Genomic DNA, 18447 nt, shown 5'->3' on the forward strand with positions numbered 1-18447 from the left:
CCTTTCGGCCGCTCAGTCGAAGCTTCTCGATACGATTCTCGACGTGTAACTCGCCTATGTATTCCCGCCCTATGATGGGGTGTGATAGATACTGACAGCGTCTGTGCTTCGGGTAGTGGTCGCCGTGCCAGGTCAGTTCGTCTTCGACTGCCCGAAGTGCAGCGTCGAGGTGTGTGTCGACGCGGGCATCCGCGAGCGGATTCTGGACGACGGGTGCGTGTTGTGTGCCTCGTCGGTCGAGACAGACGCATTCGACCCGGATCCGCGCAAGTCGTGACCCAGTCTGCCGTCTCTCGCTTCGCGAACGGCTAGGGAGGTGTCTGTCGGTGGCCGCGTTCATTCTTCGGCCGAGAGTCACCGCCTCGAGTCCGTGGTCTTCGAGGAGACTCACCACGTACGCTTGTACTATCGCACCGTCTCGTCGAAAGCTGAACGCAAAGCCAGCTTACCTTCCCTAGCCAGCCTCGTTGGAACTCTGAGTCCGACAGTACCGAAGTACACCCTCGAAATCTCCCGGGAGTACAGCATCTACTCGTCGATTCAATCGGGGCATCAAAATCAACGAGCAAAAGCACACACTCCATTCGAGATACACAACCCGTGTTTCACGTCGAAAAGCCCCAGGCTACGCTCAGGAGCGCCATTACACGAGATGAATGGTCGTCGAAAAGTCCATTATGAGCAGTCGTCGACCCGCCCAATTTCGGCGTTGACGCGAATCGGATTCGGTCGATACACCCCACCAACAAGAGGGTGTACTGGCGAATTAGCGTATCGACGTTGTGTTTAGTGAGCCTTCGCAGGCGGTGATGTTCCCACTGGCCGGTGTCGTATGTGGAGTAGATTCGTGCAGTAGCAGGACTCCTGTGGGTAAACACAAGCGAATTAGAAATCGAGAACTGTCGAATAAACCATGTCTATAGTGATTCGTTTTCACCCTCGGTTGGTTCCGCTCTGCGTACACCCTTGCGGGAAATCGGCGTGGGTGTACACCCCTGTAGACCATGGGTGTAGGGCCTATAATCCAGTTCACCCTCGAACTCAGGGGTGTAGAATTCCACTAGTTTTGGCCAAGGGTGTACCCGTTGAATCGACTAGATACCAACTGAGCCGCGGACACGGCAGCTCGATCGACCGCCGTGCTTAGGTGGTTCCCCTCTCACGCCACGACAGTATGGTCCCGATGAACAGAAACGCGGGCAGGACCGCGACGATTGGGGATGCGACGCTGCCGACGAGGAACACCGCCCCGACGACGACGACGATCGATGTCGCGAGGAGTCGATACGAACCGCGATACAGCAGGTAGATCGAGGGAAGTGTCACAAGGAACGCGGCCATCGTCACGACGAGGATGCCACCGCCGAGAAACAGGCGCATGATGGCACTCGCGTCCTCCGGCGTGCCTGTCATCTCCGTCCCGAGCATCACGCCACCAATCCCTACTTGGGCGAGGAACCCCAGGAGAACGATTTGCCAGCTTCGAGGCATCACCGGTCACATCCCACGACGATACCAGACGTTCTCACCCGTTCGAGACCGACCGTCGCAGCCATCTTCGGGAGTGTGTGTCTGTTCATCGGTCGTCAATCACGTTGTTCGCGAAGCCGTGGAACGACGACACCCATCAGTGCGCGAGCGTCGAGATACCAATTTTTCCAGCTAATGATCGGGAATGGTATCGGGGGGTCCGTGTTCCCACCGTCAGCGACCCCACCCGCAGCTTCGAGCGGTGCTCGCTGCAGACCGATTGCCATCACGTGGTCGTCCGGCGTCGCACGTGCGACGTGTATGCCGACAGCCCACGGACCATGGTGGCCACTCACGACGCCCGCGTACGTCTCGATAGTGGTCTGTTCGTCGATTATCGTTGGTTCCGATGGCGTCAACGACTCAGGGGTGTTGTCCGCGATCGCTTCGTCGAGCGCGAGAGAGCCATCTTGCGAGAGTCGCTTGGGCTCTTCGACCCATCGGACAGCATCTGTGTCGGAAATCCCCGCTTTTCCGAGGAGTGTCCGAGTGGTATCGTCGGTCAACAACGTTTCAGAATCCATCGAAACGATTGGGTTCGCTTCCACGCCAGCGACAGACGCCGATGGTGTGGAGAGGACAGACAGATCGAACACTGCGCCACCGAGCGCTGCTGGCCGACCGTCTTTGAACAGCACTCCGTATCCGTCGGGGAACTCCCAGTTGAAAAGCGAGTTTCCAACGCTTGCGACAGTCACGTTTGTCGCGTCGAATGTCTCTCCGGGCTCGACGGGTCGGCCTCCGAGGGCACCGAGGTCCATCCCGAAGACGTCGGCGAACGACTGGCCGTCTTGCACGAACACGAGCGTTGGAGCCGTAGTCGGCTCCGCTTCGTTCGAAGAACCGGAGCCTCCTGTCTGCGACTGGGGGACCCAGGTCTTTCCTGGATGCCAACCAGTCTCTGCGATCCACATACTCCCGGGATACCACATACTTCCAGGATACAATTCCGCATCAGTCAGCCACATGCTCCCTGGGTAGAAGTTTCTCCCAGGAACTTCGAACGCGGCCACTCCCTCATGTGCACCAAGCGTTATCGTCTCTCGTTCGAGAGCAGCAGCGCTGAACGCCGAAATCGGCATTCCGCTCGCACCAGCGCGCAATCCTGCGGGAGCGAAAAGGGTAATCGCGGCCGGGTCAACTTCGACCGCCTCCTCGAAGGCGGATACTGTCTGGGTCTCTGAGTCGAGCTCGCGACCCGATGTGAGCGTCGCACCATCCTTGAGGTGTCCACCATTCAGGTCCTTGGTGTACTGGCCAACTGCGGTTCGTACTGCACCGTACTCAGCGACTCCCTTTTGTCTACTATACGACGCGAAGCGACTCGTGGCGCTGACTTCGATGTCCCCGTTCGGACCGGTTCGAGAAACGGTCGCAGAATCACGTAGCGTTTCACTCAGTAACAGCCCTTCTTGATCGGTTGGTGGCAACGTGACTGCAGTCGCTTCGAACTGCTGTTGTGTCACGTCGGTACACCCTGCAAGCGACGTCGCCCCCAGCGCCGAGAGGCCACAGAGCACGTCGCGCCTCCGGAGTGTATTCAGGTTCGACACGTCAAAACAGCAGTAGAGAATCGGCTTGGTTGTTGACGCTACGTGTCTAGTGTCTCATCTGAACTTCATTGGCCGATGTCGTTGCTAACTAAACGGGCTTATCGCGGTGGACGCGGGCGACACTAGACACGTAGCGTTGCATGCCAAGTAGCGGACCTCGATACATAGGAGCGAATGAACGTCTGGATATCGGTGAGGAAACCAGCACAACCGCGACGCTGCTGGTCACGCGGGACAACCGCTCGCTGCAGTTTCGACGGACAACTCGAGCGAGTGAATCAATCTGGACATGGACGGTCCAATACGACGAGGGAGACGGTCGATGTCTGATAAGGATCGTTCACAGTCACTAGGGAGGCGACGGTTCTTGACCGCTGTTGGTGCATCCGCGGCCGTCACGGGGCTATCGGGGTGTGCCATCAAAACCACCGATAGCGGCGTCGAGGTCGCATTTGGAGACGATGACGACGACTCAGCGGAGACGGAGACGACTGGGATGCCGATGCAGACAACGACACCTGGTGAGCCAACAGATTCGGCGACCACAACACAGCCCACCACAACGCCACCGACAGCGACGCAGACGACGGCACAAACGACGACGTCGAAACCAACTCCGACGACAACTCCACCAACGACAACGTCCACGACGACTACTGCCCCCCAGCGGTCGGGTGGAACGCTCCAACTGACGAGTGGGACTTTCACGTCGTTCGACCCCATCGCCGCAACCGATTCGGCTTCGACCGCTGTCATCGAGAATCTCTTCGATGGGTTGACCACGTTCCCGAATGGGGAGACGACAGCGGAACTACAACTCGCGACAGACGTTGCGGTTTCGAGCGACAGTCGAACCTACACGCTGTCGCTCCGTGAGGATGCGACGTTCCACGATGGCTCGCCGGTGACCGCTTCGGACGTCGTTTATTCGTGGGAGCGACTCGCAGCGTCCGACAACTCTCGCAGGGCGTATGATCCCCTCGAGTATCTCGGTATCGAACACGACACCACTAGCGACGGATACGACCCGGGCTCGATGGCTGTTCGAGCAGTTGACGACCACACATTCAGGTTCAGACTGGCGGAACCGATGCCCGCGACACTCGAAATACTCGCGAACCCGGCCTTCGCCCCGATTCCAGAGGGTATCGTCGGCGATATCGATGGCTACGTCGGGCGGATGTCCCACCAGGCATTCGCAGAAAACCCCATCGGGAGCGGCCCCTTCGTCTTTGAGTACTGGAATACGAACGACGAAGTTGCAGTCTCGCGGTTCGCCGACTATCACGGGGCTGCTCCGGATCTCGATGGAATCCGCTGGACGGGCATCTCTGATTCGACAACCGCATACAACTACGGGCAAAGTCGAAATGCAGACTTCGTGACTGTGCCGGACGACGAGTACGACCCACAGAAGGTTCGGATTTCGAAGACAGACGCCAGCGGTCGACAGTTCGGAGCGTACGGTCCGATGGACAACGGCGAGACAGTCTCGTATCTCTCGGCACCGTTGGCTCAATCGTTCTACATCGCGTTCAATACCGGCAACGTGCACAACTCGGCACGCAAGGCGATGGCATACGCGCTGAATCAGCAGACGGTCGTCAACCAAATCCTGAAAGGCCGCGCCGAGCCCGCAGCCCACCTCACACCTCCGCCACTCTACCCGAACGAGGACTACACGTCCCACGCTGACAACGAATACCCCTACAGCTACGATTCGAGCGAACTTGCGAAGGCTCGTCAGATGATGGAAGGCGCGGGGTTTAGTGCGAGCAATCAGTACGAGTTCACACTGACGTCCTACCAGTCACCGACGAACGAGCGAATCGGCCAGTTGCTTCAGGACTTGCTCGGTACCGCCCACATCGACCTCCAGTACGAAGAGATCCCGTTCGGCACACTCATCAATCGGGGGCGAAACGGTACCCTCGATGCCTACGTCCTAGGGTGGATCGCGTCGTACCCCAGCCCGATCGACTTCCTGAAGAACCTCAACCCGCCGGCGACCCAGACGAACGGGTCTACTGATGGGTTTTACCTCGACTGGAGCGGCACGACGGCGAGTGCCGATGCGGAGGCAGCCTGGCAACGTATCGAGGCAAACATGGAGTCGACAGACCAGGCGCGCCAGATTCGGGAGCGTGCGTACGTCACCATGGAGGAGGCGAACTGGGACGACGTCGCCCTTCTTCCGTTGTACCACCCAGTCGACGAGCGGTTCTCGTACGACGGCATCGATGTCGAACCCTTTGGCGGACTCGGGAGTAGCTATCAGGAGTACAACACCGTCGTCAAGGGAGACTAACACCACGTCGGGATTGCTTACTCGAGTGGTGTGGCACCGAAATACGTCAAATTGAGTAAACGACCACGGGTCAGGAGACCCGTGGAACGCCTGCTGTTGTTAGCCGGAACCTGGTTGACTACCTGGTAGTGATTATCTGGAGTCGGGCCACGTGGCCTTTGATTGTTCTTCGTTCTGATGGCGTCTAGCGCCTTGGGAGTCGGTATGCTAGAATCGGTCTGGGTGTCCGACTGAGTTCACGACACCAACCAATGTTTAATATAACAACAGGAATATCTTACCGCTATGCTCGGCCCGGGGCTGTTCCACGTACTCCTGTTATCACTCGCAGCGCTCGTTACGGGTGGACTCGCAGGAAATGCGTGGCGTCACCGCGACGTTCCCGGTGCGAGGTCGCTCTCAGCGGCGATGGTGGCTGTCACAGCGTGGACAGCGACAGAGATCCTCGCCCTTTCACAGACGGGAGCGAGTCACCTGTTCTGGGAGCGGGTCCAGTGGGCCCCGATTACGGTCGCTCCAATCTTCTTTTTCTTTTTCATCGCCCGGTTCACCGGGTACGAGTGGGTTCTCTCCCGGCGAACGATTCCGCTCTATTTCGTGCTTCCTGTCCTTTCGGTCATCCTGATCTGGACGAACCCGGCACACGGAATCATGTGGACTGATCCTGTTCAGACCCATACGGGTGGAATCGTCACGCTCTCACAGGACTTCGGCATTGGATTCTGGATTTACTTCGTGTATGCGTACTCGCTCTTGATTATTGGCTTCATTTTGCTCATTAGACTGGTGACATTTTCACAATACCTCTATCTTGACCAGACCATATTGGTCGTCCTCGGTATCCTCGCACCGCTTGCTGGTAACGCGCTCTCGGTGTTTGGGATTACCCCGCTCCCGGGTATGGATCTCACACCCTACGGATTCACAATTACTGGTATCGCATTCGGAAACGCACTCTTTCGATATCGGTTGTTTGAATTGTTGCCTGCAACCCGTCAACTCGGCAGACAGGAGGCTTTGGTTGATCTCAAAGATGGGGTCGTCATCGTCGATCCAGAACGGAATATTCTCTATCTCAATCCAGCGGCAAGTGACATTCTTGATTGTGTAGATGACGAAATACTCGGTGGCCAAATCGGCAGTCTCATTGACACCGACGAACTAGATTTCACCACGACAGACCGACTCGCCGAACTCTCTCTCAATGGAAGAACCTACGAAGTCGAAACCGCTCCGATACGAGACCAGCGAGACGAACCAGTCGGCTACACCGTCTTACTGTACGACGTCACAGAACGGATACGTCGTGAAGAGGAACTTCGCGCCCAACGAGACCGCTTTCAGCAACTCGAAGGTATCAACACAGTCATCCGAAACGTGAACCAGGTATTGGTCAGCTCGACCACCGTCGAGGAACTCCAGTGGGCGGTCGTGGAAACGCTCGCCACGCCTGAGTTGTATGACGACGTCTGGTTCAGTACGTCTGCAACGACCGGCCCACCTGTTCGAATGAGAGTTGATGATACCAAGCCGAGCGCTGTCGAGTCGGAGGATCGGCTGCCGGTGCTCAAGGCAATCGATACAATCGACTCGGTCGACGAAGACATGCCAGACCACTCCGGGTTGGCCGACGGAGGCAATTGGACCTCGATCCCACTCGTGTACGGACAGACCGTCTACGGTGCGATTGCACTACATACAACCCGTGAGACTGGCTTCGGCGAACGGGAACTCGATGTGCTTGACGAACTTGGTGAGACGATCGGACATGCGCTCACCTCTATCGAACGGACTCATTTACTGGTTTCCGACACACGAATCGAGATTGACATCCAGTCGACCGATTCGGATGCGCTGCTCGTCGCGTTGTCGAGTAGCACCGATACAGAATGGGTTCTCGATGGGCTCATCCCTGCTCGAAACGGCGACTTGACTGCCTATCTCAGTACCGAAGAAATCGACGCCGGCATCGACGAAGCGAAAGCACACCGCGGCGTCTTGGATGTCCGCCAACTGTCGACTGATTCCGGAACCACACTCGAGGTGCAAGCAAGCCACGGGACACTTGCTCATTCGTTCGTCGAATATGGGGCGAATGTCCGGACGGCGACCGCGACTGACGGTCGCTGTCAAATGACGGTCGAACTCTCTCCGGGAACGAACGTCCGTGCCGTCGTCGAACGGGTGCAAGACGAGTTCCCTGCGACTGAGCTCCTGGCAAAGCGTGACGTAGAACCGAGCGATCATGACGCGATACCAAGCGAGACAGACATGACCGACCGTCAACGAGAGGCACTTGAAGCTGCCTTTCGCGCTGGCTACTTCGATTGGCCACGTGACTCCACCGCAGAAGAAGTTGCTGCGTCCTTGGACATCTCTTCGGCCACCCTTCACGGCCACCTCAGGAAAGCCGAAAACAGGCTGTTGAGTACGTTCTTTGGTGAGTAGGCTCGGCACGGTATTGGCCTATCGGCCGTATAAATCTGGTATCTGGTTTTGGCTTTAGCTCCCACCAGCGCGTGCGATTTCATCTCTTTGCCTAGTGTTTGTCAGTAAAAACGCCACACATGCAGGGCGAGTCGGGATATACCACATATCGCTATATTAACTTTCGTCTCCTGAAGATCCCAGTTTCGGAGGATGGAAGTGTTGCGTGCCTTCTATTCAAGCACAACAACGAGAAATAGGCGCAGTCTATCTGTTTTGATTTCAGATCTCCCAGAAAACCGTTCCACGCTTTCTCACCGTGACGAACTCGGAAATCACGAGACGAGGGCCTAATCAAACACAAACCATGTGAAAATAAGACACGCAACAGAACCCAAACTCCGAGGTTGTGGAAGATCCACAGTTTCGGAGGATAGGTGATTTTGGTACTGTTTTTCTATTGGGTTAGACTCAGTACATCACAAAGCCGGTTAGTTGAGACGTCTGATTACTAAGGTAAAATCCGAGGACCAGCTGCTTAACTTCCTCGTCAACACTCTTGACGAGGAATTGCTCTCACATTCCTGAAAAACGCCGCACTCGATGCTGAAGACATCTACAAGTTCCTAGCGAAGGTGCACCCTCACAAAAGCTTGGTTCTCTACCATCTCCGCACTAAATCAACTAGAGACACTTGATACACTACGCGAAACGCTTCGGTATCGAGGCGAGCTATCGACTCTCCGAGGAAAGTATTGCGACGACTCCGACACAGAATCCGGTCGTACGGCTGCTGTACGTCGTGGTAAGCTTGCTGTTACAGAACGTCTGGCGGTATTTGCACTAAAAATACGTGGCGACGCGCTTCACCGCTTTGGTGGCCCGTTGTGGACATCTTTGACGTGGTTCGGTTCGGGTCACGTTTCGACCTGCACGTTGACGTAGGTTTAGCGTTGGTGACCTGTTTACTTGTTGTCTTATAGTTGCCTTTCCACGCGTGGTCTACACGTAGTTGGTATCCCGGAAGGACATCAGAGAAGATTTCTCAGACCATGATTACAGTACTTCTGGATTATCTCCTCGTTCGTAGTTGATGACGAGGCGAAGACACAGCGCCAGAAACACCTGCACTCGTGCGTGAACGCGGCCCCGGGAGAGGTGTACTCGCCGTTGACTTTGACAGCCGGTCTCGTCCACGCAATCTATGTCGGCGTCACTCTTGTTAAGCTTACAATAGTGTCAGTTGGTCTGGGTAATGCTGTTCGAACAACACAAACGATTAAATGAAACGCTATCAATACACAAGGCATGGCTGAGAAGAAATCACCAAGGACACTATCAACCGTCACAAGAGCTTGTGAGATTCTAAATGCTATTAAAGAATTGAACGGCGCAGGAGTTACAGAGCTAGCAAACTACGTAGGCCTCTCGAAGAGTGGCGTGTACACACACCTCGCGACGCTCCACGACTCCGAATTAGTTGTTAAAGAAGATGAAGAGTACAACCTTAGTGCAAAATTTTACAACTTCGGTAACTTTGTTAAACACCAGTCTGATTTCTACAATATCGGCAAACCTGAGCTTGAAAGATTAGCAGACGAAACCGGGGAGAGTACGCACCTAATGGTAGAACAGTTTGGTAAAGGAGTGTATTATCACACCTCAGTAGGAAAAAACGGTATTGCTCACGAATACCATCGTGACCTCCTTGAAAATCCAGACTATCTCCACTGGAGTGCCGCAGGCAAAGCGATACTTGCGTTCATGCCTGAAGAGCGTGCTCACAAGATAGTAACAGAACATGGCATGCCGGAACTCACCGAAAATACAATTACGGACATTGACGAGTTCTTTGAAGTAGCTACACAGATCCGTGAACAGGGTTATGCGACCAACGACGGAGAGCAAATACGGGGTACACGGTCAGTCGGGACTGCAGTAACAGATTCTAACGACGATGTCCTTGGTGCGATCAGTATCTCTGCACCCACATCTCGTATTGACGACGACGCCTTCGAAAAGAAGTATCCCGAGATGATTATGCAGACTGCAAACGTCATTGAAGTTGCGTTAGAGACACAGAAGGGGCCGGTCACGCCCGGCTCAGAATAACAGCCAGTACCAATATCAGTATATTGTAAATTGCCCCATAATGACACATTTTGATTAGCAACTAAAACTTTACACAACTATTACTGTAATTGTAGCTGCGAAATACGCATTTTGATCGATGATTTTGCGGGTCGAAGTGGAACCTATCATAAAAAATTAATGTTCCAAATACGCCCAAAGTTGTTTGTAATGTTCGAACGGATCTCATCTCATGAAATATGACCATCTGCTGGGATAGAAGTGGAAATCAGAGTTCAAATCGCTAAAACCTCGTCTACGATTCTCGAACGCCACCGTGAGATATTGGGTTCTTCTGGCCAGACCTCGACTCGACATTATTTTTAAGACCCCCTGTCCCTAATTCGAGGTATGCGTGTGAGCAGAGCCGTCATTGATTGTCTCGTAGACAATGGTATAGACACGGTTTTCGGTATCCCGGGGAAGCAATCACTTCCGCTTAACGAAGGAATTGATGACAACGACAACCTTGATTTCGTAGTTGCACGGCATGAAACTGCCGTCACTCACCAAGCGTGGGGGTACGCAGAGACGAGTGGTCGAATGGCAGGAACCGTCGTTATTCCTGGCCCCGGAGATATGAACGCCATGAACGGGCTAAAGAATGCACTGAACGACTGCACTCCACTCCTACATATCGCGATAGAAACTGAACCGGAGCTTCGTGGAGGTGACGCAATCCACGAGACACCACCAGACACGTACGACAATGCGGTCAAAGAAAATATCGTGGTGAAAAACCCAGAGTCAACGCTTGTCGATCTCCAGCGTGCGATTACGATTGCGCGAACCCCCCCGAAAGGTCCGGTTCGTCTCGGGACTCCCGAAAGACTTCCTTCCGCAGGAAGTTCCGCTCGCAGAGCCTAGTTTAAGCAGCACATCCCCAGACTACTCACCAGCGAAGAAAGACATCGAACGTGCCGCGGGGTTACTTGCCGAGTCGGAGCGCCCTATCATCATTGCCGGAGGAGGTGTTCGTTCTTCCGGAGCATCAGAAGAACTCCGTGCCGTTGCAGAACAGCTTGATGCACCCGTTGTGACAACGTACAAAGGGAAAGGAGTGATACCAAGTGATCACGACCTCTGTATTGGTGCGTTAGGTGGCAGCGCCAGCTCTGAGCTACTTGACTGCCTTGCCGAGTCAGACGTCGGGTTGGCTGTTGGGACCGATTTAGACGCGCTCGCAACACGAGGATGGTCTATCAATATTCCTGAGTCGTTAATTCACATTACGCTTCACGCCGACGACCTTGGGACGGGATATAAACCAACTGTTGGCATCATCGCGGACGCACGCAAGTCACTCATCGAATTGTCCACAGAGCTCAGTAGGTGCGGGGTAGAGTCGTCCGGCGACTACTCTCGTGCCACGCAGGTGAAATCACAGACAGAAGACCGACTCCTGAGCCTCATTGATTCCACCACGCCGCTCACATCCGTCGAAGCACTTCGTGCGATTCGAGAGGCGCTCCCGGACGACACAATCGCTACTTTTGACGCCGGTGGATCGAAAGTGTGGGCACTCAACGCATTTGACGCTGCTGGCCCACGAAAGTACGTCAATCCTGGGTCGTGGGCTACGATGGGAACGGGACTTCCGTCAGCAATCGGCGCTAAGTTAGCAAACCCGGATACACCGGTCGTTAGTATCACTGGCGATGGCGGACTCATGATGTGCATTCATGAACTCCACACCGCCGTTTCGGAGGGCATTCCCGTCATAGTAATTGTCCTGAACAACGCCGATTACGCCATTATTAGCGAAGAAGCTGGTCGGAGCTACGAGCTGCAGATGCAAGAGTACGGGTGGAACCATGCACCACTCGATTTCTCAACTATCGCTGAAGGGATGGGTATGCGTAGTCTCAAAGCCAATACCCCAGAAGAGATTGACGAAGCAGTCTCAGAAGCCGTGTGTTCAGACGAACCAATACTTATTGAGACGAAAACCGACCCCGCGGAGCCGCAAGCATCGACTTGGATGCAAGACTAACTAGTGTTGCTTCAATCAATAACTGAGACAGGAGAGAGCCTCCACAGTTTGATGCGTGCGTCGTCAGTCGCGAATCGCCAGTCCGTAATCTGACTCGGTCCACACGTTGCGTTGGTTTCGTACTCTGGTGGTATCGAGACTGCGCTTGAGATTCACAACGGTTGTGACTATGGCCTTTCCGGCGCAATTATCTCTGAGGACTACCAACAGTTTAACTACTTCAGAGACAACGTCGAAATCGGCCTTGCGTATGCGAACCTCTCCCTGTATCGGGGTCGAAGTTCAGCTGCCATTCGGCGGGGGTGGAAATCCGGCAACGGCTACCCCTCTGCACGTGAAGTGATCGAGGCGCATCCCGATGACCCTACGAGTTAATCGCTCGGGAACGGTACAACGAGTGCGTCGACAACCTTCACGATATCGAGGAGACACATTACAAGTGGTCTGACGAGGAGACAAAAACTAGAGAAACTCGATTGAACGCTAACCGATTTTATCCGACACTCGATATGCCTTCCACGACACATATTATTAATCAGTTGGCTAGAAGAGAGTTCGGCTTCGTCTGAGCACTGAGTAAAAGACGAGCGATTTCGCGTTTTCTTAGTCAATTCTACCGAGACAACACCGACCGAGGAAAAGTATAAATATGTAGTGTGTCCATCAACCACACGGTTATGATTAGTGACAAAGAAGTAGTGCTATCTTCACTTCGTCGCGAATTAGATGGCGAAGTCGACTTCAATGAAACCACGCGAGCACTCTATTCAACGGATGCAAGTATCTACCAGGTGCGCCCGGCAGGCGTGGTCTATCCAAAGAGTCAGGACGATATTCGACACGTGGTTGCGTTTGCTCGAGAATACGACGTGAGTATCACCGCGCGTGGTGCTGGCTCAAGTCTTACTGGGAATGCGATTGGGAGAGGCCTCATCGTAGACTGTTCGAGGCATCTCAGTGAGGTAGTCGACATTGACCCAGATGAGATGACAGCGACGGTACAACCGGGTGTCGTTCTCGATGACTTGAACGCGCTGTTGGAACGGTACGGCCTGTACTTTGCACCGGATCCATCGACCTCCAGTACGTGTACCATCGGTGGAATGGTCGCGAATAACGCCGCAGGAGCACACTCAATTAAACATGGAACTACGCGCGACAATTTACGTCGAGTAACCAGTGTCCTTTCTGACGGAACGGTCGCCAAGTTCCGTCGACGGGAGGGCGACGGGCTAGACGCCGTTTGCGAGCGGGACGACATGGTCGGCGAAGTCCACAGAACTGTTCGCAGAATCGGGTGTGAGTACGCTGAACAGATTGAAACCGAGTATCCCGATTTGGAGCGTAACTCCAGCGGGTACGACCTAGAAAGCAGCACCTCACCGGACGGGTCGTGGATCGATCTGTCGAAACTATTCGCCGGGTGTGAGGGAACACTCGGAGTCATTACAGAAGTAACGCTCGAACTAACACCCCGTCCGGAAACGCGGGCCGCTGCACTCGTCTTCTACCATAGCATCACTGACGCCGCGACGGCAGTCGCTTCGGTTCGAGAGTCGGACCCCAGTGCGGTCGAATTAATGGATAGTATGGTTCTTGACTACGCGCGCGACGCGTGGGAACTCGATTTAATACCGGGGACGCCGGGGCCGCACTGCTCGTCGAAGTCGAAAGCACGTACGCCGAACAGGAATCTGATCTGGACGACGTGGTCGAAGCGGCATGGACAGAGGCAGCCGTGGGCGTCGAGAAGGCGATCGACGACAGCGAGCAGGACCTTCTCTGGACGGTTCGGAAGGCATCGAATCCCCTGTTGAACCGACAGCCAGGCGACAAACAGGCACTCTCGTTTATCGAAGACGCCGCAGTCCCGCCAACTCAACTTCCGGAATACATCGAGCGGGTTGGAGATATCCTTCGGGAACATAACCTACAGGCGAGCGTCTTTGGCCACGCCGGACAGGGGGTCCTCCACATCAAGCCTTTCTTGAATCTCAAAGAGGAAGCCGACCGGAAACGTCTCCGCTCCGTCTCCGAAGCGGTACACGAAGAGGTGCTAGCGGTCGGCGGTAGTGTCTCTGGGGAGCATGGAGACGGTCGGCTCCGGTCCGAACACCTCTCGAAGATGTACAGTGAGACGCTCTACGGTGCATTTAACGAGGTGAAGCGGACGTTCGATCCGAAAGACGTCTTCAATCCCGGAAACGTTGTCCCATCGACTGATGGAGAACTCCCCGAGGTAGACGCCGATCTGCGTTATGAAGGTTATACCCCCGAAACAGTAGAGACAGCGCTCGACTTTAGCGAGGAAGAAGGGTTCGCATCGGCGGTTGAACAGTGTAACGGGTGTTCGAAGTGCCGCACGTCAGATGGAGGCGTCATGTGCCCGACCTATCGAGCAACGGGTGACGAGATTATGAGTACCCGTGGGCGGGCAAATATGCTTCGCGAAGCCATTAACGGTCAGCTCGGTGGGGAGGCTCTCACGAGTGATTGGTTCCAAAACGATGTACTGGACCTTTGTATCTCCTGTAAGGGGTGTGAGACCGAATGTCCGACTGGGGTGGACATGTCCAAGTTGAAAACGGAAGCGAAACACCAGAAACACGAGGAAGTGGGTGTCCCGTTTCGAGCCCGCCTATTCGGGAACGTTCGCCTACTTAATCAGCTTGGAAGTTTGTTCGCTCCGATTGCCAACAAGGCGAAGGAATCCACACCGGTCCGAATATTAGTCGAGAAAGTGGCGGGGATTGACCGTCGCCGAACCCTCCCTGATTTCGCGGGAGAATCATTCCAGCAGTGGTTCGCCGCCCATGAGCCGCATCCGAAGGCAGGGGTTGTTGGAACGGTCGCGCTCTTTTCAGACTGTTATATGGAGTACAACCACCCCGAAGTCGGAAAGGCAGCAGTGAGAATCATCGAGTCACTCGGATACGCGGTTGAGATTCCGGACGTGACGTGTTGCGGTCGTGCCGCGCTCTCTCAAGGTCTCGTGGATAAGGCTGAAACGTTCGCTAAGAAAAACCTCGACGTACTTCACGAGTACGTGAACGCCGACATTCCCGTCGTCGGCGTGGAACCGTCGTGTGTAAGCGCAATCAAAGAGTACGGTGAGCTCGTCGACGAGACCAATCAGGTGCCCGAAATAACGCGGACTGTACCGGAGTTCCTCTCCGAACAGATCGCAACGGGCGACGTGGACTTCTCGATCAAGGAAGACGTGAAAGTGGCGTTTCACGGTCACTGTCACTCGAAGGCAAAAGGGTGGGACAGCGCACCCGTGGAGTTGCTTCGTGAGGTCGGTTACGAAGTACTCCAACTTGATGCCACCTGCTGTGGGATGGCAGGGTCGTTCGGGTACGAAGTGGAGCACTACGACCTGTCGATGGCAATCGGTGACGACCTCGAATCGAAGATTGACGCGGTGGATGCAGACCATATCGTCACGACGGGTGCATCGTGTAGCCAGCAGCTTGCGGACCGAGATATCGACACCAGCCACCCGCTGGAGTTACTCGCAGACCAACTCAACTAAAGGATGATGTTTCGCCTATGGCTTCTTGGAATAGTGGGACGAGGTGTGTAGAGGATCGCCCGGCAGAGTACATTGTACACGATCCGCGGCGTTCCTACTCGTTCGACGTGCCGTCGGTAACGTAATCGTGTACGAGTTGCTTGAACTCACCGCTGGTGATGCCATAACGCGAATACGCTGCAGGCGTCCGTTCTCGGCTAACTGTTGACACGAGAGTGCCATCAAAATAGATACCCCAATCGTCCCCATGCTGCATATTGACATTCATGAATCGGATGGTGATGTTGTGAACGGATTCGAGGTACTGAACCACCGGCGGTACGATCATGTCGTCATCGAACCGTGGGGGCTTGTACGGGCGAAGGTTGTGGTTCCGAAATTCTTCGATAGCGTCAGCCCACCACCCGGGGAGCTGTTCTGTATCGACGTCTCGATACAGCTCCTCGTCATCTTCCCATACTGACCGTTCAGTACCCTCATCACGTCGAGGATCGTTGTCATTGTGTCTCATCTAAGAAGTGAGGTTTGAGCCGTGAGGTGAGTGACCAGCGATGGTAGTGCTCTACAGGCCGTTAGAGCTTGACGTAGAGTTCACCGTCTTCGACGTGTACGTCGTACGTCGGTAAGCGGTAGTGATTGCTGGCAGTGTGGCTTCCGTCCGTGATATTGAACTCCCAACCGTGCCACGGACACGAAACTATTTCTTTGTCACAAGACCAGATCAGTTCATCGTCCTCATCAACATCAAGCGTACCGCTTAGCTGGCCCTCACAGGCTGGACCGCCTTGGTGCACGCAGTAGTTCGAGAGAGCGTGGAACTCTCCGTTCGAGTGGAATACAGCGATCTCACGGCCCTGAATGTCCACAACGAGACGCTCCCCCTCATCTAATTCATCGGCGGTAATGACGTGGTGCAGGTTATCGAGATCGGCCGTCAGCTCTGATGTGTCTTTGGTTCCCATGGTTAATCGAAGGCGTACACCCGCTCGGCGGTCTTCCCGTAGATGTTCTGAATCTCTTCGCTAGTGAACTCCGACCGGAGAATCTTCAACAGTGCATCCGTGTTATCGAAGTCGAAGTGGGGATAGTCCGACGAGAACATGAGGTTGTTTTCGCCCTCGAACAGGCGAGTGACCTGATTGAGATAGTTCGGATCGTCTGCTCCCTCAACTGGCTGGCTAGTGAGGTAGAACTGGTCTCTGAGGTACTCGCTTGGCATCTTATCAAGCATTGGTGCATCCCACTTTGCGCCCATGTAATCGTGGTCTATCCGTCGCATGAAGTAAGGGTACCAACCGAGCCCCGATTCTTGGATGATAAACTCGAGGTCCGGGTATCGCTCGGGAACCCCCTGCGTTAGCATATCTGCCAGGTTTGTCTGGTGCATCATGTTATGTGCAGTCGCGTGAACGGGAAGGGCCCGGTTCATCGACTTCCAGGTCGACGGGAACCGAGTCATCATCGTCCCCGCAGCGTTGTGCATCTTCAGCGGGAGCCCCGCGCGTTCACACGCGTCGTAAATCGGGTCGTAAATCTCGTTTCCGAGGGTCGGATCAACCGAGCCACTCGGAATCATGACGGCGGCGATACCTTTTTCGTCAGCCCTTCGGTCGATCTCTTCTGCAGCTTTGTCAGGCTTTTGCGGAGCGACTATTGCGGCACCGTACACACCGTTGTCGCGGTCAACGATATTATCGAGGAGCCAGCTGTTGTACGCATTCGCGAGCGCCGCAGCCAAGTCGTCATGGTGAACTGCCCCGAGGTAGAGGTTCTGGGTCGGCGTTGCAATAGCTTTGTCCCACTGAATGAGTTCTTTCCCCTTCTGAACGTCTTCCGGGGTTCGAACTGATTCCGAGTCGGCCTTACCCATAGTCACGGAGTACAACATCCCAGACGAAGGGTAGACCTGACCCAAGTACCCATAATCGTCCCCGGACCGTTGGCTATTCAGCATTTCGTCGAACGGGCTTTCCAGGTACGGGAAGATATCCTCTTGACGTTCCGTGAGGTGGAAATCGGTGTCAACGATGACATCGAGGTCGTCAATCGAGGAGATCCGTCCACTATCGGCTGTAGACTGACTCATCAAGAATTTCATTAGTAATGGTGATACATAAGCATTTCCGTGATAGACTGGTCAAGCTATTGTGGTTCGGTTATGAAATCTCTGAATTAATTAGATTTCTTAGTGCAATAATAGACTATGCACAAGTAACTCCAGACAATCCTTGCTACATGAAACGGAAGGGGTTACGAGAGCCAGTCAATGACCCTGTTCGAGGTACACAAACGAATTTGGGAACACACCCGGTCAGACAAAATCCGTGTTGTCGATGCACCAATCTCAACTCGTTCTGTCACCCCTCAATTACAGGTGTAGATCGCATGAGCAACGGTGTGATTCCGGAGAAAGCTGCACTAAAGTATGTTCGAACATCACAAACACGATTTGTGGTACCATTGGTCATGACCCAACTGGCAACTCAAGAGTGGCTATGTGCGATAGAGCGGGTTGTGATACGACTCTCGTTGAACGACCCAATTGCCGTAGCAGGGTTCTCTAGTTGCGTTTCCGGTCTTAGGAGTGAGAAAAGTCAGCCCCCGAACAAAATATCCAGGGCTATTACAGCCCTATTTCTGTAATTTATATGTAGAAGGAGTTATTGTTTTGAGTTAGAACCATGGCACCCAGATGTTTGTTATCTTCGAACGTGCCATCTGATCACAAGGCACAATTGATCCCTGGCGAATCATTCGGCTAAACCTTGCTAGTCACCCAAATATGCTGATATGCACACGAGTTTATTATGGAGGACCCGATACCACGAGGTGAGATATGGCGAGCAGTAAAACCACTCAATGCCCAGTATGCGGTCATCAGACGGTTACTCTCCAGTCGACGTGTTGTTGCCCTCAGTGTCCATGGGTGGAAGGAATTAACCAGCCAAGTGATTAAGCGGATGACTCGATC

10 protein-coding genes and 5 pseudogenes are annotated in these 18447 nt (G+C 54.3%); 9 read left to right on the top strand and 6 right to left on the bottom strand.

Annotated features, from left to right (window positions below):
* Positions 1–124 precede the first annotated feature (124 nt).
* Positions 125–277 (top strand): hypothetical protein, encoded by a 153-nt coding sequence (locus tag ATB1_RS22520; RefSeq protein ID WP_206742063.1) that lies wholly within the window; start codon positions 125–127, stop codon positions 275–277.
* A gap of 866 nt (positions 278–1143) precedes the next feature.
* Here the strand turns inward: ATB1_RS22520 and ATB1_RS15960 are convergent.
* The gene (locus tag ATB1_RS15960; RefSeq protein WP_128081491.1) at positions 1144–1491 is read right to left on the bottom strand and encodes a hypothetical protein; all 348 of its coding nucleotides are present in this window, start codon (positions 1489–1491) and stop codon (positions 1144–1146) included.
* A gap of 95 nt (positions 1492–1586) precedes the next feature.
* Positions 1587–3083, bottom strand: coding sequence for a DUF6517 family protein (locus tag ATB1_RS21765; RefSeq protein WP_128081492.1), 1497 nt, complete (start codon positions 3081–3083; stop codon positions 1587–1589).
* Between the two features lie 322 nt (positions 3084–3405).
* Between ATB1_RS21765 and ATB1_RS15970 the strand changes: the two genes are divergently transcribed.
* The 3 genes and pseudogenes from ATB1_RS15970 to ATB1_RS21770 all read left to right on the top strand — a co-directional run.
* The gene (locus ATB1_RS15970; RefSeq protein WP_042665568.1) at positions 3406–5391 is read left to right on the top strand and encodes an ABC transporter substrate-binding protein; all 1986 of its coding nucleotides are present in this window, start codon (positions 3406–3408) and stop codon (positions 5389–5391) included.
* A gap of 285 nt (positions 5392–5676) precedes the next feature.
* Positions 5677–7839 carry a histidine kinase N-terminal 7TM domain-containing protein gene (locus tag ATB1_RS15975; RefSeq protein WP_042665570.1) on the top strand — a complete coding sequence of 721 codons (2163 nt, stop codon included), beginning with the start codon at positions 5677–5679 and terminating at the stop codon, positions 7837–7839.
* Between the two features lie 679 nt (positions 7840–8518).
* A pseudogene (locus tag ATB1_RS21770) lies at positions 8519–8662 on the top strand (ISH3 family transposase); the annotation flags it as partial.
* A 201-nt stretch (positions 8663–8863) separates the two neighbouring features.
* Here ATB1_RS21770 and ATB1_RS23505 read toward each other — a convergent pair.
* Positions 8864–8973 (bottom strand): annotated as a pseudogene (locus ATB1_RS23505) (IS5/IS1182 family transposase); the annotation flags it as partial.
* A gap of 153 nt (positions 8974–9126) precedes the next feature.
* On the opposite strand from ATB1_RS23505, the gene ATB1_RS15985 reads away from it, so the two are divergent.
* From ATB1_RS15985 to ATB1_RS23965, 5 genes and pseudogenes are all read left to right on the top strand, one after another.
* Positions 9127–9930 carry an IclR family transcriptional regulator gene (locus tag ATB1_RS15985; RefSeq protein ID WP_042665573.1) on the top strand — a complete coding sequence of 268 codons (804 nt, stop codon included), beginning with the start codon at positions 9127–9129 and terminating at the stop codon, positions 9928–9930.
* Between the two features lie 369 nt (positions 9931–10299).
* A pseudogene (locus ATB1_RS15990) lies at positions 10300–11941 on the top strand (thiamine pyrophosphate-binding protein).
* Positions 11942–12049: 108 nt separating this feature from the next.
* Positions 12050–12316 (top strand): annotated as a pseudogene (locus ATB1_RS22525) (aldehyde dehydrogenase family protein); the annotation flags it as partial.
* Between the two features lie 302 nt (positions 12317–12618).
* A pseudogene (locus tag ATB1_RS24435) lies at positions 12619–13509 on the top strand (FAD-binding oxidoreductase); the annotation flags it as partial.
* Between the two features lie 47 nt (positions 13510–13556).
* Entirely contained in the window at positions 13557–15476 is a 1920-nt protein-coding gene (locus tag ATB1_RS23965) for an anaerobic glycerol-3-phosphate dehydrogenase subunit C (RefSeq protein ID WP_198526129.1), read from the top strand.
* Positions 15477–15570: 94 nt separating this feature from the next.
* Here ATB1_RS23965 and ATB1_RS16000 read toward each other — a convergent pair whose 3' ends face one another.
* The 3 genes from ATB1_RS16000 to ATB1_RS16010 all read right to left on the bottom strand — a co-directional run bounded on the left by ATB1_RS16000 (position 15571) and on the right by ATB1_RS16010 (position 17562).
* Positions 15571–15987 carry a hypothetical protein gene (locus ATB1_RS16000; RefSeq protein ID WP_042665575.1) on the bottom strand — a complete coding sequence of 139 codons (417 nt, stop codon included), beginning with the start codon at positions 15985–15987 and terminating at the stop codon, positions 15571–15573.
* 61 nt (positions 15988–16048) lie between these two features.
* Positions 16049–16438, bottom strand: coding sequence for a Rieske (2Fe-2S) protein (locus ATB1_RS16005; protein WP_042665576.1), 390 nt, complete (start codon positions 16436–16438; stop codon positions 16049–16051).
* 2 nt (positions 16439–16440) lie between these two features.
* Complete coding sequence (locus ATB1_RS16010) at positions 16441–17562, bottom strand: amidohydrolase family protein (RefSeq protein ID WP_042665579.1); 1122 nt, start codon at positions 17560–17562, stop codon at positions 16441–16443.
* Positions 17563–18447 lie beyond the last annotated feature (885 nt).

The organism is Haloferax sp. ATB1 (assembly GCF_000730175.1).